This window comes from Cytobacillus pseudoceanisediminis, from assembly GCF_023516215.1.
Classification (GTDB): Bacteria; Bacillota; Bacilli; order Bacillales; family Cytobacillaceae; genus Cytobacillus; species Cytobacillus pseudoceanisediminis.
On record NZ_CP097349.1, the window covers coordinates 1,806,465 to 1,832,187 of the forward strand.

The 25,723-nt window shown below is 36.5% G+C and carries 20 protein-coding genes and 6 pseudogenes; 8 read left to right on the forward strand and 18 right to left on the reverse strand.

The window, feature by feature from the left end; genetic code table 11:
• Positions 1-282: 282 nt before the first annotated feature.
• Positions 283-858, forward strand: a pseudogene (locus M5V91_RS09660) (YczE/YyaS/YitT family protein).
• Between the two features lie 34 nt (positions 859-892).
• Here the strand turns inward: M5V91_RS09660 and M5V91_RS09665 are convergent.
• The gene (locus M5V91_RS09665; RefSeq protein ID WP_284522052.1) at positions 893-3,184 is read right to left on the reverse strand and encodes an ATP-dependent DNA helicase; all 2,292 of its coding nucleotides are present in this window, start codon (positions 3,182-3,184) and stop codon (positions 893-895) included.
• A 137-nt stretch (positions 3,185-3,321) separates the two neighbouring features.
• Between M5V91_RS09665 and M5V91_RS09670 the strand changes: the two genes are divergently transcribed.
• Both M5V91_RS09670 and M5V91_RS09675 read left to right on the forward strand, forming a co-directional pair.
• Positions 3,322-3,777: a hypothetical protein gene (locus tag M5V91_RS09670; protein ID WP_284522053.1), complete on the forward strand. Its 456-nt coding sequence runs from the start codon at positions 3,322-3,324 to the stop codon at positions 3,775-3,777.
• Between the two features lie 105 nt (positions 3,778-3,882).
• Positions 3,883-4,068, forward strand: a complete 186-nt coding sequence (locus M5V91_RS09675; protein ID WP_009334788.1) for a hypothetical protein — start codon at positions 3,883-3,885, stop codon at positions 4,066-4,068.
• Positions 4,069-4,139: 71 nt separating this feature from the next.
• Here the strand turns inward: M5V91_RS09675 and M5V91_RS09680 are convergent, their stop codons facing one another.
• On the reverse strand, positions 4,140-5,174 hold the full coding sequence (locus tag M5V91_RS09680; RefSeq protein WP_192908548.1) for a mechanosensitive ion channel family protein: 1,035 nt from the start codon (positions 5,172-5,174) through the stop codon (positions 4,140-4,142).
• Positions 5,175-5,312: 138 nt separating this feature from the next.
• On the opposite strand from M5V91_RS09680, the pseudogene M5V91_RS09685 reads away from it, so the two are divergent.
• A pseudogene (locus M5V91_RS09685) lies at positions 5,313-6,397 on the forward strand (AI-2E family transporter).
• Between the two features lie 111 nt (positions 6,398-6,508).
• Positions 6,509-7,558, forward strand: coding sequence for a M42 family metallopeptidase (locus M5V91_RS09690; protein ID WP_071157809.1), 1,050 nt, complete (start codon positions 6,509-6,511; stop codon positions 7,556-7,558).
• A 44-nt stretch (positions 7,559-7,602) separates the two neighbouring features.
• On the opposite strand, the pseudogene M5V91_RS09695 reads toward M5V91_RS09690, so the two are convergent.
• The 4 genes and pseudogenes from M5V91_RS09695 to M5V91_RS09710 all read right to left on the reverse strand — a co-directional run bounded on the left by M5V91_RS09695 (position 7,603) and on the right by M5V91_RS09710 (position 10,125).
• Positions 7,603-8,158: pseudogene (locus M5V91_RS09695) on the reverse strand (M15 family metallopeptidase).
• 128 nt (positions 8,159-8,286) lie between these two features.
• On the reverse strand, positions 8,287-8,529 hold the full coding sequence (locus M5V91_RS09700; RefSeq protein WP_369425952.1) for a M67 family metallopeptidase: 243 nt from the start codon (positions 8,527-8,529) through the stop codon (positions 8,287-8,289).
• Positions 8,520-8,915 (reverse strand): MPN domain-containing protein, encoded by a 396-nt coding sequence (locus M5V91_RS09705; protein ID WP_284522055.1) that lies wholly within the window; start codon positions 8,913-8,915, stop codon positions 8,520-8,522. Before M5V91_RS09705 ends, M5V91_RS09700 begins: the two co-directional genes overlap by 10 nt.
• A 28-nt stretch (positions 8,916-8,943) precedes the next feature.
• Positions 8,944-10,125, reverse strand: a complete 1,182-nt coding sequence (locus M5V91_RS09710; RefSeq protein ID WP_256814635.1) for a hypothetical protein — start codon at positions 10,123-10,125, stop codon at positions 8,944-8,946.
• A gap of 369 nt (positions 10,126-10,494) precedes the next feature.
• Between M5V91_RS09710 and M5V91_RS09715 the strand changes: the two genes are divergently transcribed.
• Both M5V91_RS09715 and M5V91_RS09720 read left to right on the forward strand, forming a co-directional pair.
• On the forward strand, positions 10,495-11,097 hold the full coding sequence (locus M5V91_RS09715; RefSeq protein WP_009334796.1) for a hypothetical protein: 603 nt from the start codon (positions 10,495-10,497) through the stop codon (positions 11,095-11,097).
• Positions 11,098-11,118: 21 nt separating this feature from the next.
• Complete coding sequence (locus tag M5V91_RS09720; protein ID WP_009334797.1) at positions 11,119-12,003, forward strand: glycosyltransferase; 885 nt, start codon at positions 11,119-11,121, stop codon at positions 12,001-12,003.
• A gap of 91 nt (positions 12,004-12,094) precedes the next feature.
• Here M5V91_RS09720 and sat read toward each other — a convergent pair.
• From sat to M5V91_RS09760, 8 genes and pseudogenes are all read right to left on the reverse strand, one after another.
• A pseudogene (sat, locus tag M5V91_RS09725) lies at positions 12,095-13,257 on the reverse strand (sulfate adenylyltransferase).
• Between the two features lie 19 nt (positions 13,258-13,276).
• Complete coding sequence (gene cysC / locus M5V91_RS09730; RefSeq protein ID WP_009334799.1) at positions 13,277-13,870, reverse strand: adenylyl-sulfate kinase; 594 nt, start codon at positions 13,868-13,870, stop codon at positions 13,277-13,279.
• A gap of 33 nt (positions 13,871-13,903) precedes the next feature.
• Entirely contained in the window at positions 13,904-14,761 is an 858-nt protein-coding gene (locus tag M5V91_RS09735) for a sulfite exporter TauE/SafE family protein (RefSeq protein WP_071157811.1), read from the reverse strand.
• A gap of 134 nt (positions 14,762-14,895) precedes the next feature.
• Positions 14,896-17,370, reverse strand: coding sequence for a glycosyltransferase (locus M5V91_RS09740; protein ID WP_284522056.1), 2,475 nt, complete (start codon positions 17,368-17,370; stop codon positions 14,896-14,898).
• Between the two features lie 148 nt (positions 17,371-17,518).
• Positions 17,519-17,881 carry a sulfotransferase domain-containing protein gene (locus M5V91_RS09745; RefSeq protein WP_369425953.1) on the reverse strand — a complete coding sequence of 121 codons (363 nt, stop codon included), beginning with the start codon at positions 17,879-17,881 and terminating at the stop codon, positions 17,519-17,521.
• A complete protein-coding gene (locus tag M5V91_RS09750; RefSeq protein WP_284522058.1) occupies positions 17,779-18,291 on the reverse strand; it encodes a sulfotransferase domain-containing protein in 513 nt (170 codons plus the stop codon). The genes M5V91_RS09745 and M5V91_RS09750 overlap by 103 nt, the downstream gene beginning before the upstream one ends.
• A gap of 441 nt (positions 18,292-18,732) precedes the next feature.
• Positions 18,733-19,444, reverse strand: a pseudogene (locus tag M5V91_RS09755) (glycosyltransferase).
• A gap of 20 nt (positions 19,445-19,464) precedes the next feature.
• Positions 19,465-20,283 (reverse strand): DUF4915 domain-containing protein, encoded by an 819-nt coding sequence (locus M5V91_RS09760; RefSeq protein WP_009334805.1) that lies wholly within the window; start codon positions 20,281-20,283, stop codon positions 19,465-19,467.
• Between the two features lie 160 nt (positions 20,284-20,443).
• Here M5V91_RS09760 and M5V91_RS09765 point away from each other — a divergent pair, with 160 nt between their 5' ends.
• Positions 20,444-21,556 (forward strand): glycosyltransferase family 4 protein, encoded by a 1,113-nt coding sequence (locus M5V91_RS09765; protein ID WP_372675446.1) that lies wholly within the window; start codon positions 20,444-20,446, stop codon positions 21,554-21,556.
• A 205-nt stretch (positions 21,557-21,761) separates the two neighbouring features.
• Here M5V91_RS09765 and M5V91_RS09770 read toward each other — a convergent pair whose 3' ends face one another.
• The 4 genes and pseudogenes from M5V91_RS09770 to wecB all read right to left on the reverse strand — a co-directional run bounded on the left by M5V91_RS09770 (position 21,762) and on the right by wecB (position 25,557).
• Positions 21,762-22,673, reverse strand: coding sequence for an NAD-dependent epimerase/dehydratase family protein (locus M5V91_RS09770; RefSeq protein WP_284522267.1), 912 nt, complete (start codon positions 22,671-22,673; stop codon positions 21,762-21,764).
• Positions 22,665-23,486 (reverse strand): annotated as a pseudogene (locus tag M5V91_RS09775) (dTDP-4-dehydrorhamnose reductase family protein); the annotation flags it as partial. The gene M5V91_RS09770 and the pseudogene M5V91_RS09775, both read right to left, overlap by 9 nt.
• The gene (locus tag M5V91_RS09780; RefSeq protein WP_009334809.1) at positions 23,487-24,473 is read right to left on the reverse strand and encodes a polysaccharide biosynthesis protein; all 987 of its coding nucleotides are present in this window, start codon (positions 24,471-24,473) and stop codon (positions 23,487-23,489) included.
• Entirely contained in the window at positions 24,466-25,557 is a 1,092-nt protein-coding gene (gene wecB, locus M5V91_RS09785) for a non-hydrolyzing UDP-N-acetylglucosamine 2-epimerase (protein ID WP_009334810.1), read from the reverse strand. Before wecB ends, M5V91_RS09780 begins: the two co-directional genes overlap by 8 nt.
• Between the last annotated feature and the right edge of the window lie 166 nt (positions 25,558-25,723).

The window sequence follows — 25,723 nt, forward strand, 5'->3', positions numbered from 1 at the left end:
ATGATGAAGGAATGTAAAATAATATAGCACAGTTTGAGATGAAAGAAAACTGATATCAACTTAATATCTTTCGCCTTTTTCCTGCAAAATCCAACAACTTTTCATAATAATTTTCTGTTAACCCATGCAATCTGATGATAAAATGAATTTTCCCTTCATAATTTCTGTGCTGCAGGAGTATTGATCTTAAAAAGGGCAAGCTAAAAATTAAACATAGATGATTGGAGAGTCTTCATGAAAGAACGTTTCTTATTTTTTATTATTGGGATGCTTATCCTGACAATGGGTGTAGCCCTAATTATCAGGTCAAACCTTGGAGCTTCTGCATGGGATGCCCTGGCTGTTGGTGAATCTCAAATGTTTCACTTAACAGTTGGCACCTTTGTTTTTATAAATGGAGTCATTCTCATTTTTATAAACGCTTTTTAATGAAAAAAGCCTGAAGTCCTTGCAGCCATTTCCATTTTGATTATTGGCGCACTAATTGACTTTTGGCTTCTCGTTATTTTTGGTGACCTTACCCCGCAAACATTGGCAGGTCAATCATTCATTTTGCTTTTTGGGATCCTTTCGATGGGTATGGGAGTGGCCATCTATCTGCAGGCCAAATTCCCCGCTAGTCCGATGGATACATTGATGGTGGCCATTCACACTAGATTTGGATTGAATTTAAGAAACTCAAGGATTATCAGCGAAAGCTTTGCCCTGCTCCTTGCATTCTTATTCAAAGGTGCAATCGGTGTAGGCACGATTGTGGTCACATTAACACTTGGTCTGGTTGTACAATTCTTTTACCCGGTTTTCGAAAGAACGCTTGAAAGAATGCAGGCGCCCAAAGGCCCGCTTATCACCAAATGATTACCCTCATCCTGCTCTTCCTGGGCAGGATGTTTTAACTTCTTAACAAAATAGAATCCTTCCATTCATCAGGCAGCAGGGTCTGATACTTTGCCTGTAAATACCTGTCATCCATTAAGACAATCATCCCTGTATCGTTTTCAGAACGAATAAGCCTGCCCCCTGCCTGAAGAACTTTGTTCATTCCAGGATAAGTATAGGCATAATCATAGCCGTTTTTCCCTTGCTGCTGGAAATAAGCTTTCATCATATCACGTTCAAACCCGATCTGGGGAAGACCCACACCAACCACAAATACACCATTCAGCCTATCTCCCTGCAAATCAATTCCTTCTGAAAAAATCCCGCCCATGACGGCGAACCCCAACAGAGTACCAGAAGCATTTGGCTGAAATGCATCCAGAAACTCCTCCCTTTCTCTTTCATCCATTCCTGTCTTTTGAATAATTGCATGTACTGGCATTTCCTCATTGAGGAACCTTCCATAAACAATTTCCATATATTGATAGGATGGAAAGAAGATTAAGTAATTCCCCTTCTGTCCCTTTAGCATGCTCTTGATTGTTCTGACAATCGGTTCGATAGATCCTTCCCGGTCACGATATCTGGTGGAAAGCGGCTGTATGTAGACCTTAGCCTGATCTTTGGAGAAAGGGGAAGGAACGGATACAATGAAATCTTCCTCTTGAAAGCAAAGCATGTCCAGATAATAGTTAAGAGGCATTAAGGTAGCGGAAAAAAAGATAGCCGATTTATATCCTTTTCTGGCCTTGTGCAGAAGACTCGAAGGATCCAGGCAAAATAACTTGATGATCAGGTCATTCCTCTCCTTTTGAATATACGTTACAAACCTGTCATCATACAGTTTTCCTATTCTGATGAAATTCTGGGCAGCAAAGAATACTTCCAGCAATTCTTCTTCCGTATTGTTTCTGTTTTGCCCCAGGTAGTTTTCGGAGTATTGAACAAATTCTTCAAGAATCTCAAAAAGTTCTTCTGGGGGATTTTTTTCTGCGATTTCCTGATTTTCACCACATTTCTTTTTTAATGCAATAAAAATTCCATTAACCTGTTTTGCGCTTTTTTGAATCCCTTCATCCTTCCCCTTAAAGCTTCTGCTCAACTGAAGAAAGGCTGATTTCTCCAGGGAACTTGAATACATTTCCCTTCCGCGGTCCACCAGGTTATGAGCTTCATCGATCAATAGAGCCGTTTTCTTTTTCTCCTCTTCCAGTAATCGCTTAAGTGAGACCCTCGGATCGAAAATATAGTTATAATCACCAATAATGGCGTCAGCGGCATATGCGGCATCCAATGAAAATTCAAAAGGGCAGACTTTATGCTTCTTAGCATATTGTTCAATTGCCGTTCTGCTTATCATGTTCTCATTCTTCAGGAGGTCAAGTACGGCCTGGTTGATCCGGTCGTAATATCCATTGGCAAACTCACAGTTGTCTTTTTGGCAATTGGTTTCTTCCTTAAAGCAAATTTTGTCTTTAGCTGTGATTGTGACCGATTTAAGATTCAATCCATCATCCCCCATCATGGCTATGGCCCCTTCAGCAGCCTGACGGGTAATGGTTTTGGCTGTGGCATAAATGATCCTCTGAATATGGCCTTCCCCAATGGCTTTTAATGCTGGAAAAAGAGTGGAAATTGTTTTGCCGATGCCTGTAGGTGCGTTGGCAAATAAGTTTTTCCCCTCTGCAATGGTTTTGTATACTGCCCCGGCAAATCTTCTCTGGCCATTTCGGTAGGCAGGAAAAGGAAAAGCCAATTCTTGTATGCTCTTTGTTAATGCCTGTTGATGCTGAATCTTCCAGTCGGCGTATGGAAAATAGGATTCCAGAAGGTAAAGTATAAATTCTTCAAGTTCACGTAAAGAATAGCTTTGCTGAAATCTTTTCACTTCATCTGTTTTAGATTGTACATAGGTTAATTGAACTGTCATGTCTGGAAGATTATGATCTTTTGCATACATGAAAGCATAGCATTTAGCCTGAGCCCAATGGACTGGATATGCAAATTCATCTATTTCAGATAGCGGGAGGGAAACAGACTTAATTTCATCGATAATGTGTTCTTCATTTCTGATGAAAAGCCCGTCACACCTGCCCTCAAGCTGAAAGTCTAGGTGATTGAAGGTTAAGACTGTGTGCAGATACACTTCTTTTTGGTCTTCTTCCCCATAAAGTTTTTGGATTCTTTGATGAATCCTTGTTCCTTCTGAAAGCGGCACTGCAGAACGGAAGCCTGTTTCAATGCTGCCGCTTTTATAAACATATTCAACTAACGATCTAACCGATATTTTTATCTTATTATCCATTGAAACGGCTCCTTAGTTTATTATTTCTCTATTATAGCACATACGTTCTATTGATAAGAAAGATTTGCATAATAAGGAAATGACCCTTTACAATTTAAGGAGATAAAAAATGGGAGGAGAGTGAGCGGATCTGTTCGTTGTTTGGGCAGGCCATAAAAATTGAAAAAAATTATTTTTGGACAATTACCGGAGGATCTTTTATTTTATTGGGATTCCTCACCTATTTTGCTTCAATGGATCTGATATCAAATAAAGTAATGACAGAAGTTGCCGGCAGCATCACTAATGATGATCTGGAGATGCTTGCCGCTGATCCAAATGTAGAGGCCCTGCTCGGAAGCAGCCCGGAGGATTTAACAGCAGTAAATCTTGAAAAGACATCGTTGCCGATCAAGACAAAAGAAGAGGCTGTGAAGAAGATTTCAGAAAGCTTTTCGTTGAAGGAAATCCAGCAGAGTGTCTCAAAAGTAAAAGGCGGACTGACCGCTGAAGAGCAGAATGAATTATACAGCCTTTTAACAGAAAGGTTATCAGAGGAAGAATTAACTGCCCTGAAAATCATTGCTGTACAGGAAACAAATAAGAATCAATAGATAATTCTAAAGAACTGTTTTTTATCTTATTCGGAAGATTCGGGATATTAGACCAAGCAAGATTCCGCCCTTTTCATACCTTAGTATGGAAGGGAGGGATCTATAATGTATCAATTGGCATTATTATATCTTGCTTGTATGCTTGCAGGCTACGGATTGACAATGGTACCTGTTTCTGCAGTTATTACTTCAGGCATTGCCAGCTTTTTCACCATTGTCGGCAGTCTGGCTATGATCATCTTTGGTCTTGCCATTCTTTATCTTGGAGTGAAAGCTTTGTTAGGGAAATAGAGTGCACATTGGAAATCACCAGCCCTGAGCGGCTGGTGTTTTTCGCTTTATCTCCTTTTAACTAAAACCCGTCATTCGTTTGACAGCAGCTGTGCTGTGGCAAGTTCGATCCCATTTTTATAAAACTTCTCAGCAATTACATGTCTTAACCGGCTTTCAAATTTCTGTTTGGCTTCAAAGTTTGCAACAGGGACTTCTATTAGAAAGTCCATGGCCTTATTGCGGAAATCCACAAAACGGATATCAGGTGCAGGTGCCGTTAAAACCCCTTCTGTTTTAGGCATTACAACCTCGACTGCTTCTCTAAGAAGCTTTTCAACTTTATCTGTATCAGTACCGTACGCTACGCTGATTAGGACCTGGGCAAGCATTTCTGAGCCTGTCCGGTTCTTGATGATTTGTTCGATGAAGTATTGGTTTGGGACGATGAGGGTTCCCTCTTTAGCAGTGCGGACGATAGTGGATCTGAGACGGATGCTTTCTATTTTACCGATCTTATTATTGATCTCGATTACTTCCCCAATTTCAATAGGCCGTTCGAAGAGGATGATGATGCCTGAAATAAAGTTACCGGCAATATTGCGCATGCCGAATCCTATACCAATGCCGAGAACACCCAGCATGGCAGCAGCCGCTGTTAAATCAAGCCCAACCGTTGTCAGGCTGATGGCGAGCGCTGCAATCATGACGGTATAATAGATCATTCTGTTGAATGAATAGCCGAGCCCCCGATCAACTCCATAGAATTCATAAACAGATGTTAATACATATTTAGTGAATACTTTTACGATCCGATTTGCAAGCGAGACTGTCAAAAACGCTACAATTATTAAATATAGCGTCACATCTACCTCCCCAGCTGTGAACAAGGTATAAAAAAGCCATTTCTCCCTCGAAAAATAAAACAAGAATAGAATGATAATTCCATAAAAAGCTGCCCAGTTCACGAGTGAAGAAATTCCCTGCATGATCCGGTCGTTTTGTGCTGACTTGCCCTTTCTCTTTTTCACGAGTAAGTTAACGGTCCATTTGGCAGCCAATATTACTCCTGCAAACAATAAAAACAGCATTGCTTCCTTAATGGTTACATTTTTTATAAACAGCATAATTAGACTCCCTCACCTGTTGCGTTTTTAATGTTTTACCTATTCCTCTTACATCGATTCTTAAACGGCTGTGTTTAACAATGTTTGAAAAAAGGAAAGGTGAATAGTAAATACATATATTAAGGTTGGGGTATATGAATGTGGATCAATAAACCATTTTTTAAATATGCAGCAGGTACTATTTTCGTATTAATCATCATTTTCCTGCTTGGGAAGATTGATTACTTCCTATGGCCAATTCGGGCTTTAGTTGCCACTATTTTCTTTCCGGTAGTGATCTCCGGTATTCTTTACTATATATTGAGGCCCCTGGTAAGATTGGTTTCCAGGTCTTTACCCAAAACAGCCAGTATTATCGTCATTTTTGCCGTTGTGCTGGGTGCAGGGTATTTAGGATTTAACGCAATCGGCAATTTGATTGGCAGCCAGGTTACTGAACTAAGCGAAAACCTGCCGGCAAAGATGGAGGATTTATCGGATGAAACGGAGAAAGTGGTTGAAAAAAACAATATGGGCATGTTTTCTTATGACCAAGTCAAAAACAAAGCCTTGAACTTTTTAGAAACCATCCTATCAGGCGCTGGCGAGAACGTGATGAAAGTCTTCTCCACCATTACAAGCATTGTGACTGTCATGGTTGTGGTGCCGTTTATCCTTTTCTACTTCCTTAAGGATGACCATAAGCTTCGGCCTTTTCTGTTAAAATATCTTCCTGATAAACACGAGGAAGAAGGAAATAAAATTCTCGGAGATATTGATAAGACCTTATTTTCCTATGTTACCGGCCAGTTTATAGTGGCAGTCGTAGATGGTGTGTTAATGTATTTCGGATATAAGATTATAGGTTTGGAATATGCATTAATTTTAGCATTCTTTGCAATGTTCCTTACTGTCGTGCCCTTTCTTGGCCCGGTACTTGGCATCATACCCGCCATTTTCATCGGATTACTGCAAGGCACCGGAATGGTATTAAAAATAGTACTGGTATTGATCGCTGTTCAGCTGCTTGAAAGTAATCTCGTTTCCCCCATGTGATGGGCAAAAGGCTTAATCTCCATCCCCTTACAGTTATTATTATCCTAATGGCTGCAGGATCAATTTATGGTTTTATCGGAATCCTCATTGCCATTCCGTTCTATTCCGTCGTTAAGGTACTTGTAAAAGACTTTAGAAGGTTTTACCGTTTAAGAACGAGGAAAAGCTTGCTTTCAGAAGAAATATAAAGTTACAGACTGCCGTTCTGGCAGTTTTTTTTATTTATAGGGCATGCTTATCCCAAGAAATAACAGTATAATAAGAATTGCGCGTGAATAATTTGAGAGGAGATTTTCTAAATGTCATACCCAAATACAAAAGAAACCATTAACTTGCTAAAAGAAATCGTTTCTATTCCAAGTCCATCCGGAAATACCAATGAAGTGATTACATATGTGGAAAAGTTTTTGAAAGAGCTTACTGTTGAAACAAAACGCAACCGCAAGGGAGGGCTAATTGCTTCCCTTCCCGGTAAAGACCAAAATCGTCACCGGATGCTGACTGCCCATGTTGATACTCTGGGAGCGATTGTGAAAGAAATTAAGCCAAGCGGACGCCTGAAGATTGACCTGATCGGCGGATTCAAATATAACTCGATAGAAGGCGAATATTGTGAAATCGAGACATCATCAGGCAATAAATTCACCGGTACCATTCTGATGCATCAGACTTCAGTTCATGTATACAAAGATGCCGGGAAAGCTGAAAGAAACCAGGAGAACATGGAAGTCCGAATTGATGAAAAAGTACATAATGCTGAGGATGTCCGTGCACTGGGTATTGAAGTTGGGGACTTTGTTTCCTTTGATCCGCGTGTGCAGACGACACCGGCAGGATTCATTAAATCACGCCATCTTGACGACAAGGCAAGTGTCGCCATCCTTCTTCAGCTGATTAAACAGCTGAAGTCCGAGAACATTGAACTGCCGTACACAACCCATTTTCTTATCTCAAATAATGAAGAAATCGGCTATGGCGGCAATTCCAATATCACACCGGAGACAGTAGAATATCTGGCTGTGGATATGGGTGCTATGGGAGACGGGCAATCTACTGATGAGTATACCGTTTCCATCTGTGTGAAGGATGCAAGCGGCCCTTATCACTACGAACTAAGAAAGCGTCTGGTTCAGCTTGCAAAGGATAATGGAATTGGGTACAAGCTTGATATCTATCCTTTTTACGGATCTGATGCTTCGGCAGCCATACGTGCCGGACACGACATTGTCCACGGCTTAATCGGACCGGGGATTGATTCTTCCCATGCATTCGAGCGTACACATGAGGATTCAATTGAAAATACAGCTAAGCTGCTGTATCACTATGTACAGTCGGAAATGGTCCTATAACAAAAATAAGAAACTGCACATCTTGAGTGCAGTTTCTTTTATTATCATTCCGTTTCAGGCGGTCTCTTCCCTCTTTGCAGTTCCCAAATGGTAAGTCCAAAATCCATTTGGAGATGAGGATAGTCCTTAAATTGCGTCCAATCCCCGCCCCATTCAAAACCAAGCTCTTTTGCGATTTCGACGACCTCATCCCAATCTGCTTTACTGTTGCCGTTGCTGTCATAATTCATATCCCAGATAACCTGGCCGTCTACAGACATAAGGGCAAAGTCAATCGCCAGTCCGAAATTATGGTAGGACTCTCCCCTTTTGCATGAGTAACAATACTCCCCTCAGCCGTGCGGCCTTTTTCATATAAAGCATCCTGTTCTTCTATGCTTCTGAAATCCTGGGTGATGACTACGTTAATGCCTTTGTCGGCAGCCTGGGAGATCAGCTGATCCTTTTTTCAGCAACTGCAGGGTGAAGAGCAGTTGGGAGAGAAGTGTCCTCTAAATTAGGAGGGCCTATATAATATCTGCTATATTCATAAACTATTAAGCCAATGGCAGATAGTATGAGCAGAAAAACAACTAGTTTCAAAAGTGATTTTACTGGCAAGATTTTAAGTTCCTTTCTTAGCGGTATTCCCTATATGTATATTAAATCATAAAAAGCCTCGGATTTCCCGTATCCGAGGCTTATATGACGATCTACACAACACACCTGTTAAATTAGAAAGGATAATATTATCTTATAACTTCAAATTTCACTTGAAAAGCTTTATGGTCAATTATCTTAAAACACTTTACACTTGTCTTCCTATTTGCGAATGAAATAATAAAATAGGCTGCAGCAGGGTCATGAAAGTTCCTGATGTCATCTCTTGAAGGCAATGGGGCTGCGGAGGGATGTGAATGGTACATGCCTGTCATTGTTTGAGAGAGCTTTTTCATCCCAGATAGGGCAGCTGAGACCTGTTTCATATCCATTGCAAAAGAAGTCGGACTTTTTCCGTGCTCCTAATTTTCCACATCATTTCGTTTCGGCCATGTTGACCGGAAAGAAGCCCGCATGCTTCATAAGGAAGATCTTCTCTGCAATGATTAATTATTTCATTCAAAACCGAACGATTTATATAAACAACATTTTTGTTGTAAAAGTCAAATTTTTGGTTAACGGCCGCAGCAGCTCCTGCGTCTGGGTTGAGTGGCACTCGCAGTTCCCGAAACATAGATTTTTTCTTGCCATTGCTCGATGTTTGTTTTAATTCTTGATTTTTCCCTTTTAAAAGCCCTGATGCTTTCTTGGCTTTATTACCAGCTGGGAATTTTCTTGCTTTTTTAAAACTCTCATAAAATTTTTTCGGTGTTTCCACTTCAACCACTCCCGTTAGTTTTTTATTTTTAATATTTAAAAGGATTAAAAACGCTGCTCTGCGATCGAGCCTGAGGGTAGAATTTCTGGATTAAATCCAGTTTGTTCTGAGCTCGCTGCTGACTTGGATTCAATTGTCTTGGCTGATTATTCATATTCCTTGGCATTCCATTTACATTAGGGGTCCTGGACCTCCTAACGGAGCTTTGTTTTTGTTCAAATTGTCTCATTTCTGTTCTTTGGCTGCGTTGAGGAATTGCATTTTGCTGCTTCATCTTTTTCGATAATTTTTCCTTCTTCTGCATATTCTGCGGAGGTAATGAAGGTTGGTTATTCATATTTTCATATTCTTTTAACTGCTGGGATTTTGCATCCAGCTCTTCTTTCAAACGATCCAATTCTGATATCTTTTTTTCAAGACTAATATTTTTCTGCTTATATTCCTGAATCTCTTCTTTGAGCTGCTGGATTTCATATAGATACTCATCTTCACTGCCAGCTATGGCCTGCAGATTTTCCTTTAGGTCAACCATTTCCTGCAGATAAAGTTCCTCATTTTTTTCATACTGGTCAAATTGCTTACTAAGCTTCTCCAGAACTTCTTCATATGAACTAACCGTAGCTTTCAACTCATTGATGGTACTTTGTAATTCTGCTGTTTTTTCCAAATACTGAGTTTGTTTATCTCCATTAAGCCAATTCCAAGCCAACTCTAACCAACTCCCTCTCTTTATGTTATTCATGTCCATTTCATGATGAATAGGCATAATAATCTCTTTTATTGCCCAATTTTCATGGATTATCTGGTAATCGGTGCCCAACTTCTGTATCATCAAATAATCCTTTTTCTTTAACTCGGATAATTCGTTAATCTTTCTTTCGATCAGTTTAATGCTCTGCTTTTTATCTGCCCCTTTTTGAGTTACAGGGTATGAAGCCCCTGGTTCTAAGCTTCTTGCTTCATGCTTTAACTGGTGACGCACTTTTTTATTTCCGTTTCCATTTTTTCGCTGTAGTGCGTTCTTGTAAAACTGTGTTCTCTTTTCGTGAATAGCAGCCAAATGTTTATAATCGGATATTTCTTTTTTCATTTGTTTTTTTTGTAATACAAATTCTTTGATCATTAATTCTTTTTTCTTTTTATCTTTTCTCCATTTTCCCTCCTCGAGGCGAAGATGCTTTAAATAATGCCTGATTTCACCAATGATCATTTCTGTTTGGAGGAGAGCATCCTGCGGGTTATTAGATTTCTCCTTATGGACTGAAAAGCTGAGAGTCTTTTGATTTGTTATCTTATTAAAGGAAATCTTATTATCCTGGTCGTTTTGTAAACTTTTTCTGTTTGGCTGTATATCATGTTTGGAGGAAAAAGTCTGCCTTGAAGATTTTTCATCTCACACGAGTATAGTTGCCAAGTGCCGTTCCTCACTAATACCATTTTGGCCCTTTTCAACATTTCACTCTCCTCCCTCTGCACAGATTCTTGATATATCTATATGTATTTATTTTTGTCACGTTACAAGCTTAAAGAACATTAAGTTATTACTACTGATGACAATGTTAATTCCGAGGTGTTAAGCATGGAAAAGATTTATCTTCTTGATGAGTTTTTAACTGTTCCCTATTTGAAGGAACTCGTGAAAAGCAATGGTTTGAAAATGGTAAATCCCCCGCCGCAAGAGCTTGAAGAGACCCTGAGATATTATAAACAGCGACTAAGAAGCTCATTAGACGAGCCATTTATCATGAATGATCACCAAAAAGCTAAAGTGAGAATCCCGCTAAACCAAGACGAGTACTATTGCATGGAATGGAACATGACGAAGCTGAAGTACCTTATAAACCGAGCACAAATAAAAAAAGTGGAAGTCACAGAAAAGATCATTGCTTCTTCTCTCCCGGCTCATTGCGAAGGTGATAAAGATGGTAATTGGACACTGCTATCCTTCCCTCCAATCACAAGCAAATATATCCTTGCCGAAGGAAATAAGGAAAACATAAGCACCGATCAAAAAATATGGGATGCCTATCTAATCCAGCCTCAAATACACCTCCAGGCAGTGACCCGTTCTATTTATAGGTATTTATTTGCTATCCATTTTAATTATTCCCTTATATGCAGTTATATCGCCGGGCAGCTTACCCTTAAGGAAGTGGAAGCGAGGGTTCTTCCAGTAATATAACAATAAAGGAGTGAAATAAATTTGCTTGCTTCCATCATCTTTCCTGTAAAAAACGAAGGAATAAACGTAAAGAACACACTTGAATCTTTTTTCTCCGTAGAGATTGGCTCTCCATATGAAATCATTGTTGTAAATGATCAGTCTGATGATCATTGCTGTGATTTTCTTCGGGATCAGTTTCTGAATAAAAATATCACAGTAGTGAATACATCCGGTGTCGGGGCAGCAAATGCAAGAAATGCAGGGGCAGAAAAAGCAAATGGGAGCATTCTTGTGTTTTGTGATGCCCATCTGGAATTTGAAGATTCGTGGCTAGACAGACTGCTTGAACCAATTCTTGAGGGGACCTGCGATTCCATTACCCCTGCCATTGGCGCTATAGGTAATCCCAATTTTATCGGGTATGGCCAAACACTATGGGTAAATGAAAGATCAAATAAGTTCAGGACCCACTGGAACACAAAAAGAGATTATCTATTTGAAACCGCCGTTCTGCCAGGCGGATGCTTTGCGATCAGACGGGATGTATTTGAAGATGTGGGAGGATTTGAAACAGGGTTTCCGACTTGGGGACATGAAGATGTGGAACTTTCTATTAAGCTCTGGTTATTCGGCTACAATTGTTATGTACAGCCAAAGACGAAAGTACTGCATTTATTCCGGAAAGTACAGCCCTACAAAATTGAACTGGAAGATTACTACTATAACCTATTAAGACTTGCCTATCTGCATTTTAACCCCAGCCGCATTCAAAAGATCCGTAAAATGATGATAAAGCATACTAAATCAAAAGATGTTGAAAAAAGAGTGATTCAGAATGGGGCAATGGAGAAGAAACAGGTTTATTTGAAGAAAAGGAAATTTGATGATGATTGGTATTTTCGGAGGTTTGGGGTTGAGTTTTGATAGCATTTATAAAAATTAAAGCAAACAAGGAACCAGCCTTCAGCATCAATTAACAGACTCCGAGGATGATTCCTCAAATGAACTCTAAATGTTAAACGTTATTGCTAAACCCCTTCCTTAATATATCCGCTACTTCAGGCCTTGTAATTTCAGGTGGAAGCTGCTCTCCATTTCTTAGCATCTCCCTAACTTTGGTGCCGCTTAGAAAGAAGCGGTCCTCTTCTAAGTGGGGACACGTCTTAGCGGACGCCATATTCATGCATTTTTTACAGTAAAAACTATGTTCAAAAAATAACAGTTTAATTCCAATTTTTTCGGGGTCAAAATTGGAAAATATTTTTTGAGCATCATAAGTTCCATAATAATTTCCGACACCTGCATGATCTCTGCCGACAATGAAGTGTGTGCACCCATAATTTTTACGGATAATAGCGTGATGCACAGCTTCTCTCGGACCTGCATAGCGCATAGCACCTGGAAATACTGCCAGCTTAACTCGATCCATTGGATAATATTTATCAAGCAATACACTATAGCTTTCCATTCTGATATCTGCTGGTATATCATCCTTTTTTGTTTCTCCGACAAGGGGATGAAGTAAAAGACCATCTACCATCTCCAATGCACATTTTTGCAGGTATTCATGGGCCCGATGTACTGGATTACGTGTCTGGAAGCCAACGATAGTACTCCACTTCAAGTCATTGAACATTTTTCTTGTTTCAGCTGGTTCTTTTAGATAGTCTTCAAAAGGGGCATGTGAAGGCTGATTAATTGCATAAACCGGACCTGCAACATAAATATCCCCCTGGGTATTTAACTTCTTCACACCAGGATGATTATGATCGTTTGTGCCGTAAACCATCAATGCCTCATATTCTTTGTTGTAACTATATATTTCCTCTATTTTAATTACTCCGTAGGTAATATCATCTTTCCCTCTTAGGAGGACTTCATCTCCTATTTCAAGTTGTTCAGCCTCCTCTTTATCAACGGGAAGAGTGATGGGGATTGTCCAAGGAAGACCGCTTGGGAGATGCATGTTTTCCAAAACACTAAGGTATTCCTTTTGATTCATAAACCCGCGAAGCGGACTGTAACCGCCATTCGTAATCAGTTCAACATCAGATATTGTCCACTTCGAAATTGAAATATAAGGCATGGAATCTTGTTTTGATAAATATTTTTTCTCTCTCCTTCAGATAACTTGCCATTTACTAAATTTCCACCGTGGGGGTCAATAATTGAATTCATTTTTTCCCTCCTTAGCCATTTACAGTAATCTTTTCAGATAATCATAAAGAATTTCTGTACACTCTTTTATCGAATAGTTAGAAGTCTCTAAGATGATTTCTGGATTCTCAGGCACTTCATAAGGCGAAGAAATCCCCGTAAATTCTTTGATTTCACCATTTTTTGCCCTTTGGTACAAGCCCTTTGGATCTCTTTTTTCGCACTCTTCCAAAGAGCAATTGACATACACTTCAATAAACTCGTCCTTTTCAACCATATCTCTGACCAGTTTACGCTCTGAAGCGAATGGTGATATAAAGGTAACCAGAACCACAATTCCGCTATCTACAAATAATTTTGCTACCTCTCCGATTCTGCGAATATTTTCTTTTCGATCTTCCTGACTGAATCCTAAATCGTTATTCAGTCCCTGCCGAATATTATCTCCATCTAAAATAAAGGTGGAGATACCTTTTGAATGAAGAATGTCTTCCAGTTCATTTGCGATGGTTGTTTTACCTGATCCTGATAAACCAGTAAACCAAATAATCTTACTATTATGTCCATGAAGAGCTCTTCTTTTTTCTTTTGTTACTTTAAATATAGGAGAATATAAATTCTTGTCTTTTTCCATGCCTTCCCTCCTTTTTGTATGACAGAACCTGTATCAGCTCTTATTCTTTTTAATTGTATAAATAATGGCTATTATCCAAAGCATAAAAAGACAGGGATATATAAAGTAAGATAATGTAATCCCTATGCCAGATAAATTAATAATGGTATGCAAATTGGTTATAATGATCACTCCACCTACTGCGACTCCAAGGAGGTAGGAAGGAAGGATCCTTACGAGCCATGCTGCAATAGGAGCAGCAAACAATCCACCTAGCATTAACGCAAGAACCCAAAACCAATCAAATTCCTTCCAGCCTAAAGAGATAAGAAACCCTGCCGTTGCTGATAATGCTATTACAAATTCACTCGTATCAACAGTTCCAATCACTTTTCTGGGAGCAGTGTCTTTTTGGGCCAGAAGAACAGGTGTTGTAATGGGCCCCCATCCGCCTCCACCGGTAGCGTCAGCGAACCCGCCTAATAGACCAAGGATTGCAGCTTTCCTGTTAGATAACTGGATTCCCTTATTCTCATTTGGAATACTATTAAGAAACAAAAAGCGGAATAAGATATAAACTCCCAATAACAACAAAAAAACAGATATAAAAGGCCTGACAGCTTCTCCTGGCATGCTGCTTAAAAAGCATGCTCCAATAAATGCCCCTACACCACCGGGTAGAATTAATTTCATTACTGTCCCTCTATCTACATTTCCAAACTTAAAATGAAAAAAACCTGAAGCAGCAGTCGTAACCACTTCCGAAATGTGAATACTGGCAGATGCAACCGCAGGAGCCATACCTAGCATTAAAAACAAAGAGGAGGATGTAACTCCGTAAGCCATCCCTAGTGATCCGTCAATTAATTGGGCAATGAATCCAACAATTGTAACAGTAAGTAATTTTCTCAATTCTTCTGCTCCAATCTGTTTTTTTATACACGAGGGTATACCTTTATTAGATTCAAAACTCTTGTATCATGAAACGGCTAATGCACCAAGGTAAAAGAAAAAAACTGGAAAGCTATATCTTCCCAGAATTTGTTTTACATCTTAATAATGTTCTTAAAATTACTTGCAAACGGCTTAACTTTAGGATACCTTTCTAATTCTTCAAGATTTTTTATAATTTGTTCTTTATTTACTGAACTAGTATTTAGTAAGTTTGTTAATGGTTCTTCTTTCCATAGTTTAACAGATATTCTTTGGAGTATTTGCTCTAATAACTTCGGAATTCCTTTATAAATATTTGAATATCCACTTAAAAAGTTCAAGTATGAATCATAAATTAAGTGTACATTAGGAACGGATATACCCAAGAAATGCAATATAAAAATCCTTAATTGTACCTCAGGATATTTATTAAACACTCGGACAAAATTTTTAATAGCATCTTGAGGATTTGTCTTTGAAATAGGGTGTTCTTGATGATAGGCTGCTAACCCATTATGATTAAAAAATCTATACCCCTTTTTATATAAACGATATCCAAGTTCATGATCATCCCAGCCGTATCCTGGGTACTCTTCAAATAGGCCTACTTCCTTAATGGCCTTTGCCTCAACAGAAACATTCCCAGTGCAAAATAAGAGCCATGGAAAGTGAAACCCATTCAGATTATTCCCAAAACGATTAAAAAGCGTTTCTTTGTAAACCTTTACGAATGGTTTATCAAATGAATAATTTTGATATGATTGATTACTAACCTCTTTTTCAGTTAATAGTTTAACAGTCTTACCACTTTTTATCTCATTCAAAGTACTAGGAGTAAAAGTCGGATAGTTTTTCAACAGCTTCATTATTTGAGTCTTTTGTTCCATGTTGTATCTTGGATGATATATTGTATATAATCCTTTAAGTACCAAGCTTCCACAAATGACTATTTTTTTGTTCTCCTTATGTCCTTGGTAATGCAGAGAAACAAAGTCAGGCTTAACAATTATCTCTGCATCCAAAAATACAATAACTCGGCCTCCAGCATTCTGAATCCCAAGGTTTCTCATACTAGCCCTTCCAATATTTTGGTTGGATCTTATATATTTTAAATCAAATGAAAAATTGTGTTCATTGATTATAGAAGCAGTTTTGTCAATTGATCCATCATCGACAATAATTACTTCATACTTTTTCTTATCAAAATGCTGGCATTCTAAGGAATGAAGTGTTAACAATAATTCTTGATATTTATTAAAGGTCGGCAATATTATACTGACTTCGTAGTCAGATTTCTTCCCATTTTTATAGGCAGACCCGCTTAAAAAGTCATAACCCCACACAATATTTTGATTTACATTCATATCTTCCCTCATTAACCGAATTTCTGATTGGTTTGGGGGTACTTTCCAAAGTTTTATTGATTGGATTTTTCCATAGAAACACCCATCTTTAATGTTGCCGCCAAAAACCAAAGATGGACAAATGTGAGTATATCTGCTTTTTGTCCCCACAGCTACTTCCTTTTCATTAATATACACTGTTGGTGTCTTATCTATATAAATAAGGACTACTTTAATCCACTCATTCTGATTTATAGGCAAACTTATAACTGTTTCAACATTATTTTGATATTTTTCAACCACACATAACCTATTACTTTGGAATAATATACCTGCTACAGCAAAATTTCCTTCAATATTATTTACCTCTGGTGAAATAAGATATGATGCATTTTCATTATTTGACCTTCTTTGTGGTAAAATCACACATTCATATTTAAAATTATCAATTATTTGCCGAGGGTTAAATTGTGCAGCAATATATTCATTCCCTCTAAAAGTAAATGGAGAGTTAAACATGTTTCTCTCCTCTCTGTTCTGAAAAAATTTATTATATTTGACTCTATAATTCTCTCTAAGTTCATAGAATTCTTTCATTTGATCTATATTATGACGAATTGATCCCATTAAATCATGGACCCGGTAGTTAGTTAAAGTACAATGGAAATAATGAAGAGGAAAATGGGCCGAAGTTCTTATCCAGTAATCATAGTCTTGTGCATATTTTAAAGTTTCGTCAAAATATCCAATTTTTTCAATAACCTTCCTGGACATCATAACCGTACAACCATTTATAGGATTAAAATCTTTTAATGATTGTAAGACTTCTATTCCGCTCTTGAAATGTATCCCAACATTATATTTTTTTATCTGATTATGGCTATCGATAATATTAAAATTTGTAAAACTAAATAATGATTTATTCTCTTTCATAAAATTAAGCTGTAGTTCGATTTTCTTCTCAGAAAATAAATCATCTGAGCTTAACCAAGCTAGATATTCACCATTAGCTATCTTGATTCCCTCATTTAAAGCAGACGCAACACCTTTATTTTTTTGTTCTATATATATAATTCTTGATAAGTATGGTTTTAATAATTCATTATACATATAGGACCCATCATTAACTAATATAATTTCGATATTCTTGTAAGTTTGTCTTAATACGGTTTCAATTGCCTGGGGAACATATTTACAATTATAAAATGGTATTAAAACACTTACTAATGGCAGTTCTTTACTCAAACTTCTCACTCCTTTGTTCGAAAAATAAAAGATAAATCAGTTTCCATATACTATTTTCAACAACTGCTAATAAAATCATAGACCTTTTGTGGATTTTTAGATTTGGCCTAATCTTCCTTAGACTCGATCGCAAAATCGGCCATGTAAATCACCAATTATTGTCCTTTTCATAACCTAGTTTAATGATCAAATCACCAGCTACTTTTTTAAAGTTCGCTTTATTTCTAGATGTAAATTCTTCACGCCACCCTCCAAATTTGCCTTGTCTATATGTCCATGAGTTTTTAGTATCAATGTTGTTTTTCATTATTTTTAAGAATTCACTTTTACTTATGTTTAGGTTTCTTAGATCTTCCCATAAAAAATTTATTATTTTTAATATTTCAGTATCTGCAGTTAAATTATTTACTAGATCTTCGTAACGTATGCAGCACACGCTGGGATCTTTACGCCATTCATAAATTTTATAAGTTTCCTCATAAATGCCTGGATAATGTTTCTTAACCCCCACTTATTTTCATTTTCTTCACCAATCAGATCTACTCCAAGAATGACAGCATCTAATTGATCTTCAAATAAGGTAATTCTCTTTTTAAAAACTTGATGAAGAGGATGATCAAAAAATACATCATTAATAAAGTAAACCATTGAAACAGCAACATCTCTTAAGTCTCTGTAAATGAATATCTGATTTATTGACATACTTTGAAGTCCGCTTGAAAATTTTTCATTATATGGCAGGTGACTATAGACCAATTCACCTTCCTTAATACTTAATACATCATTTTCATTGTTTACCCAATATGATTTACCTTGATATAATTTAGTTATGCCTTTTACTAATTGTATTACTAAATTAGTACTGCTTTTTGGGACAGAGTTAATAAATATCTTAGGTTGTTTAAAAGATTTGTTTTGCACTTTTTCACTCCTATTTAATGTTTTTATGATAGTAATTTAATCTCTTCTAATACAAATTCTTTCATAGTTAAAACGCCATGTTACATTCAAACAATCTTTCCACACAAATCTCCCTCGATAATTACTTAATACGGAAATGAAAATTAAATTTAAATACCCTTCAACCTGTCTTTTATAAGTTATGTCTAATTCTTATTCTTGCTATAGGCTAGTTTTATAGAATTATTCTTTATATTTACAAAATCCTCTTTTGCCTAGCCATGATCAATATTTTCAATCCTGAATTGATTTGAAAAGCAAAAAAATTTATTTAAAGCAGGCATAAATTAATGTCACAAAATATTTTTTCAATTAGAAAGTTTATTAATATAGGATATACCGGCAAAAGATCTAGCTAAAAAAACAGCAGCTTGTCTATAGAAGCTACTGTAAAGTAATTAATTATTTTTCTTTTAAATATTTCTCCAGTTCTGTTTTATATTTTAGTTTTACTTTCCTTGATTCCTTCAACACATCATTTAAATATTGTTTACTTCCCATTTTCCCATGAACTCTATACAATGTGAGTGGAATATTTAAATGCCCTATTTTAAATTTTAGAAACACCCTAATCCAATAATCATAGTCATTGGCATATCTCAGTGATTCATCAAAAAGCCCAATACTTTTAGTAACCTCTCTCCGCATCATAATAGTGGAACCGTTTATCGGGCAGCCTACTATTAGGCTTTTTAGGAGCTCTTCAGAGTTTAAAGGACCAACAGAATCAGATATTATTCGATTCTTTTCATTAATGCAAAAGTAATTGGTATAAGAAAACATATACATTTTGTTTTTCATAAAATCTAATTGTGTTTCGACTTTTGTATTAATAAATAAATCATCTGAACTCAACCATACAATATATTCTCCCTTTGAATTCCTTATTCCCTCATTTAATGCTGAAGCAGTTCCACCATTTTTTTCTTATATAGAAGATCTTGTCCTTAAGTGGTTTTATCATTGGTATATGAGAAGTTGATCCGTCATCCACCACAATAACTTCAATATTTCTATAAGTTTGTTTTAATGCACTAGAAATTGCTCTCTGGACATATTTACAATTATAGAATGGAATAATAATAGAAACTAAAGGATATTCATTTAATTCCACAATCTTTCACCTCTTTGTAATCAGATAAAAATAATTCCATATATTTCCAAGGAGGGGATCGGCACAAAAGTTGAAAGTTTATTATTCATATTTAATAAATAGACTCCACAGTCTGAAGAAATATTAGGATGCTTTTCTAATAATTTATTTATATGTCTAGTTATACTTTGGCCAATTAGAACCGTTTCATTCTGAACAGCTAGACCTCTCGTATAACCAAGACATTTAAATAATATATTATTTTCTTTACGTACAGAGAATTCTTCCGAATTACAAAAATACAGATCATTTTTATATAACATAACACTATGAGGCTGAGATATTCCTTCATATAGAACATTCTTAACTTTCTTCTTTTTTAAAGAATATTCAACTACCCCGCCTCCAATATTAAATTGGCCAGGTAAATGAAACATTGATACAAAAAGACTATTTTCTTCAATAAATATATCATTAATATGGCAAATATCTGTTGCTCTGTTGGAAGAAAAGCAAATCTCATCGACTCTGTTTAATCCATTTGATAAATCATATATGCCAATACAATTAAGCTTAGTTTCTGCTAAATAAGCAAAATCTCCACTAATAGCTATTCCATGCAGATCTAATCCTTTTCCTGCATGGCTAAAATTTACAACATTTAAACTTTCATCCAATAGAATAATTCCTTCCTCATTTGATGCAACAACAAATCCCTTACCATATCTAGCTATTCCTCTGCATTCAATATCTAATATTATTTGAAGTGTATTCATTCCTTTTTGGCGTTTCAGATGGTATAGTCCCCCATTTTGGTTACAGCAGCTTATCAGTGCATTAAAATCTTTAACTTGTAACATATACAACACTCCAACAATTTTAACTATGTTTTAGTTACTTTTATTTTCTTAGTAAACAAAACACCTTTCAAGGTATTTTATGCATATATAATAATGAGTGCGCAATATATTAATCATAGGATTAAAATATTTGGAAATAAACTTATTCAAATAAATCGAGGTGGAATTATTGGACTTATCTAAAAAAACCGGAGCAGGCGGAATTAAAGTTTTATTTACGTATTATATTCCCAGTGGAGGTATCGAGACACTAAATAGACAGCGTTTTTATGCTCTAAGTAAAGCAGGAGTTACCTGTCACTTTTTGTATAAACAACATGGAACCGGATTACAGAATATGTTAAAACCAGTTTTTGTTCTTGATAAAGAAGAACTTATCAGGGAGTTAGTTATTCGTGAAAAGTATGATGCTATAGTAGTGGCATCAGATCTTCAAATGCTTGAGAATTTAAAGAAATGGGGAATTAAAAGTACATTAATCTATGAAGTTCAAGGACTTGGCTTCTATAAAGAATATGCAGAAAAATTCATTAAAACTCAAGCTTATGATATTATTAATAATTTTGCTGATGGAATTTTATACCCTAGAACGCCTCATTTAATAAAAGCTTTTGAAAAATATTTTCCCAATAAAAAAAAATTTTGCTTTCACAATTGCTTTAACTCAAAAAGTTTTCATTATAAGAAACTGCCTGCTCCTAAGAACCCTATCCTTGGCTGGGTTGGAAGGATAGAAGAAAATAAAAATTGGAGGGATTTTTTAACAATAGGGTCAAAGTTAAGTGAATCTATCCCCAATATCCAAATGTGGATGTTTGAAGACAATACTCTTTCAAAACCTGAATCAAGAAAAGAATTTGAAAATATGGTATCTTCCCTCAAACTGAATAACAGATTAACAATCTACCCTAATCAACCTCATAGTAAGATGGCAGACTACTTTTCAATGATCGGGGATTCTGGTGGCCTGTTATGCTCTACCTCAAAAGTTGAGGGTTTTGGATACGCAGTTCTTGAAGCTATGATTTGTAGATGTCCTGTCCTTACAACAGATTCAGATGGAGTCCGAAGCTTTATTGTTCATAACCATACAGGAAAATATTATAAACAGGGAGATATCAATCATGCTATCCAGGAAGCTAAAATATTACTAACAAACATTCCTATTAGAAATGAAATAAGAAGAAATGGAGTAGCACATATTGAAAAAATATTTTCGCCTGAAATTTATGCTGCTAATTTTCTGAATATGCTTATTACATTAAAAGAATAAAAATAATTTCAACCATTACATTCTTCAACCACTAGCTTTTTATAGGATTTGTATTATTTTGTTAGTTTCATAGCTGTGTTTACATTTTAAACTAATGATTTTACTTTTAAATTATAAATGGCAGCCATTCAAAAGATCGTAAATCAAGAACATTTTAATATCTCATCTAAGTTAATCTGTAAATTTCTAATAGAAGAAACCCATTTTAATAAGGGTTTCTTCTATAATATTTAAGATTATCCTCAAGTGATTTTTTAAAAGAGATAATTGGTTTCCACCCCAATTGGTTTATTCTTTCAGATGATATCTTAACTTTATCTTCTCTAATGCTCCTTTCAGATATTTTAACTTTAAAGTTAATGGGTGTCATCGTTTTAAATATTTTTACAACTTCCCCTAATGAGCGGCTTTTTCCTGATGAAATTGGATAAATTTCTTTACTTACCCCGTTCTTTAAAAGAATTTCATAAGCTCTGACGGCATCTCGAACGTCTATGAAGTCACGCTGAGCGTACAGATTGTTCACATTAAGAATATGTTCTGCTTTTTGGCTTTCCATTTCAGCAATCTTTTTTGCAAACATAGAACATACCCCGTTTGAATTGCCTGGACCTATTAAATTCGTTGGTTGGGCAATGACAATCGAAAGGCCATAAAGTTCTGCCCAAGCTCTGGCAGCTAGCACTTGAAATGTTTTACTGAGACTATATGGATGGGTAATTGCAGAGATATTGGAAGGGTCGATTTGAAGAGCGGATCCTACTATGACAGACTTTGATTCAGGGCATTCTTTATGGATAGCATCCAGTATATATACAGTTGAAAGCAGATTGGTTTCCAACGTTCCTGTTGGATCGGACCATGATTGACCAACATGGTTTTGACCGGCCAAATGCAACAGATATTGCGGTTTTACTTTCTTTATTAAATTTAGCACCAATTCTTTGTTATGAAGATCGCATTGTTCTACCATAACATTATCAATAGCAATATCCTTACTTCTTGTAACAGCAGTTACCTCATATCCGGCAGATGCAAAATACCTGCAGGAATGGAGGCCAGTAAATCCAGCTGCACCAGTAATTAATATTTTAGACTTCCCGCTCACTTTTTTCATCCAGTCTCTAAGTTCCAATAGCATTTCCTTATAAGGCGGGACTTGATACTTCCAATCACTTCTTGTATTTATAATGGTTCTATCCTGTTTAATTTCGCTATCAGGCTGAATGACAACATCTCTTTTATTAAATATCTCTTTAATTAACATCAGCAAATTATATTTTGAAATTTTTTCATCACAAGATAAATGATAAAGTCCCGTTATATTCTGCTTAATCATCCAATCGATTGCCTTTGCCAATTCAAGAGTAGTAACACCATTCCAATAAACTTCCTTATATCCCTTTATGTTCCCTTTTTGCTTCATGAACCACAAAAATAATCCGATCCCACTTCCTTTTAATTCAGGGCCTATTATAGAAGTCCGAATGGTCAAATGTGTATCACTGATGATTTCTCCAAGCTGTTTTGATTCAGCATAAACAGAAGTCCCATCTGGTATATCATTTTCAGAATAATTCCCTTTCGTCCCTAAAAATACACAATCAGTGCTAATGTGAATTACCTTCCCATTGTATCTCTCTGCAAATTTGACTAATTGATGGGGAAGCAAACTATTAACCTGAAAGGCTAGCTTTTGGTTTTTTTCTGCAAATTCGTTCAATATTCCAATACAATTAATTATTACATCGGGCTTTTGCTTATTAATTACGTCCTCAAGCTTTAAAGAATCTGTGATATCAAGATAAATTCCATCTTCATCTTCTTTATTCCTTGAAGTATAAATGACATTATATTGTGGCTGCCTCTGAAGATAATCTACTATCATATGGCCTGCCATCCCTTTTCCTCCAAGGACTAATACCTTCATTTATATAAACCTGCCTTTCTTTAAAACTTTCCTGATTTCATCCGTGCTCATTAGGTCTTTGCTGGAATTATAATTTATTAGATTAACCGGTTTATAATTTGCATATTTTTCCTTCAAGCCATCAATATGAATACTTGGCAATATAACAAAATACTCTTCATCATAAGCAATTGTTGTTTCACTTTCATACTCTGAAAGCAGAAGTTCATGAATCTTCTCTCCTGGTCGAACACCCAGAATCTCAACATCGATTCCTTTTTTGCCCATATCCTCAGATAAAACATGTGCAAGATCCAGGATTTTACATGCTGGCATCTTCATGACAAAAATCTCCCCGCCCAAACTTTCAAAAGTGGCCTTAAAAACCAGTTTGATAGCTTCTTCAATTGTTAAGAAAAATCTTGTCATCTCTGGATCAGTAATGCCAATCCTGCCTTTTTCTATTATCTGTTTCTTAAAGACATGAATCACGCTTCCATTTGTTCCAAGAACATTCCCGCCTCTTATGCAAACAAATTTTGTGTCAGTGTTAAGTGTATTTGCATGGATGATTAGCCTTTCTCCCATCGCTTTAGATAATCCATAAAAATTTGATGGATTTGCCGCTTTATCCGTGGAAATGTATACGACTCTTTTTACCTTGTTATGAATCGCAGCTTCAATTACATTCTGGGTACCGTGAACATTTGTCTTTAATGCTTCTAGGGGCTGATATTCACATACAGGAACATGCTTCAGAGCAGCAAGGTGAAAAACATAATCAACACCCTCAGATGCTTCCATGATAATTTCTTTTTCTTTAATATCTCCGATCACAAAATGAAGCAGCGGGTTATTGTCAAATTCTTGCTTCATCGAAAATTGGTTAGATTCGTTCCTGGAAAAAATTCTTATCTCCTTAGGCTTATAATCTAAAAGCTGCCTAACGAGTTCATAGCCCCATGATCCCGTTCCTCCAGTAATTAGAATTGTCTGGTTCTTAAACAACTTCCATGCCTCCCATCAATAATTTCACCACTTTATCAGAAACACCTGTCTCGCCATATCCCTCAGGCAAAGACCAGTCTCTTTCTCCTTTTAGCATGACATTTACACAATTCAATATCTTTCCCGAGTCTATACCTGATAGAACATTGCTTCCGCAATCAATTGTTTCAGGTCTTTCCGTTGTCCGCCGTACTGTAACCGTTGGCACCCGAAAAATACAGCACTCTTCCTGGACAGTTCCACTATCCGTTAAGACACATAACGCCTTTTGCTCCAATTGAACAAAATCAAAGAAACCAAAGGGTTCATGAAATTCAACAAAGGTATTAAGCGTAAATGAATCAAGCTTTTGAAGCTTTGATCTTGTGCGGGGGTGAATACTGCAGATGATTCTTTTTCGATAAATCTCTGCCACCCTGTTGATTCCATTCATAATTTCTCTTAGGTGGCATAAATTATCTACATTCTCAGCCCTGTGAATAGTTACTAAGAAATATTCTTCCTGCTGTAGACCAAGCGTCTTAATTATCTGACTCTGATCAATACTTGTTTTGTAAGCACTTAATACTTCTTTTATTGGGTTCCCGGAAAGGATGATTCTGTTTTTTGGAAATCCTTCTTTCATTAAATTTTCTTTACTTTGTGGTGTATAAGGCAGATTAAAGCTAGCAATAGCATCAATTACTTTTCGGTTCTTTTCTTCAGGAACGTTCAAATCGAAGCAACGATTCCCGGCTTCCATATGAATAACCGGGATTCCCATTCTTTCAGCCAATATTGCGCTTAATCCACTATTTGTATCTCCCAGTACCAAAACCTTATCCGGCTTTTCTTTTAGAAGGATATTTTCTAATTGATTAAACATATTTCCAAGCTGGCCACCTAAAGTGGCCTGTTTTTTCGATAAGATATAATCCGGTTCCCTGATCTTTAATTCCCGAAAAAACAAGTCGCTTAATGATTCAGTAAAGTTTTGGCCGGTATGGACAAGTATGTGTTTTGAGGCTAATAAATCAAGCTTTTTAATAATAAGGCTAAGACGGATTATTTCTGGTCTTGTCCCCAAAATTGTCATAATTCTCACTTTGTGCACTCCTTTCTGCTAAAATCATTATTTCAATTCGTCCCTATTAACCTATTCATATATCTTTAATTTGAATAGGTTTGTATCATTCATTTAAGTTAATTTTTTTGCTGCCAAAACGGATTCTTTGAAAAAAAGAAGGGTTGCCCCTTCTAATCATAGCTAT

Excerpts from the sequence above, each read along its gene's own strand:
- M5V91_RS09665 (WP_284522052.1), bottom strand. The coding sequence starts at position 3,184 with ATGGATAATAAGATAAAAATATCGGTTAGATCGTTAGTTGAATATGTT.
- M5V91_RS09675 (WP_009334788.1), top strand. The coding sequence starts at position 3,883 with ATGTATCAATTGGCATTATTATATCTTGCTTGTATGCTTGCAGGCTAC.
- M5V91_RS09680 (WP_192908548.1), bottom strand. The coding sequence starts at position 5,174 with ATGCTGTTTATAAAAAATGTAACCATTAAGGAAGCAATGCTGTTTTTA.
- M5V91_RS09690 (WP_071157809.1), top strand. The coding sequence starts at position 6,509 with ATGTCATACCCAAATACAAAAGAAACCATTAACTTGCTAAAAGAAATC.
- M5V91_RS09700 (WP_369425952.1), bottom strand. The coding sequence starts at position 8,529 with ATGGATATGAAACAGGTCTCAGCTGCCCTATCTGGGATGAAAAAGCTC.
- M5V91_RS09710 (WP_256814635.1), bottom strand. The coding sequence starts at position 10,125 with ATGATCATTGGTGAAATCAGGCATTATTTAAAGCATCTTCGCCTCGAG.
- M5V91_RS09715 (WP_009334796.1), top strand. The coding sequence starts at position 10,495 with ATGGAAAAGATTTATCTTCTTGATGAGTTTTTAACTGTTCCCTATTTG.
- cysC (WP_009334799.1), bottom strand. The coding sequence starts at position 13,870 with ATGGAAAAAGACAAGAATTTATATTCTCCTATATTTAAAGTAACAAAA.
- M5V91_RS09760 (WP_009334805.1), bottom strand. The coding sequence starts at position 20,283 with ATGTTACAAGTTAAAGATTTTAATGCACTGATAAGCTGCTGTAACCAA.
- M5V91_RS09770 (WP_284522267.1), bottom strand. The coding sequence starts at position 22,673 with ATGAAAAAAGTGAGCGGGAAGTCTAAAATATTAATTACTGGTGCAGCT.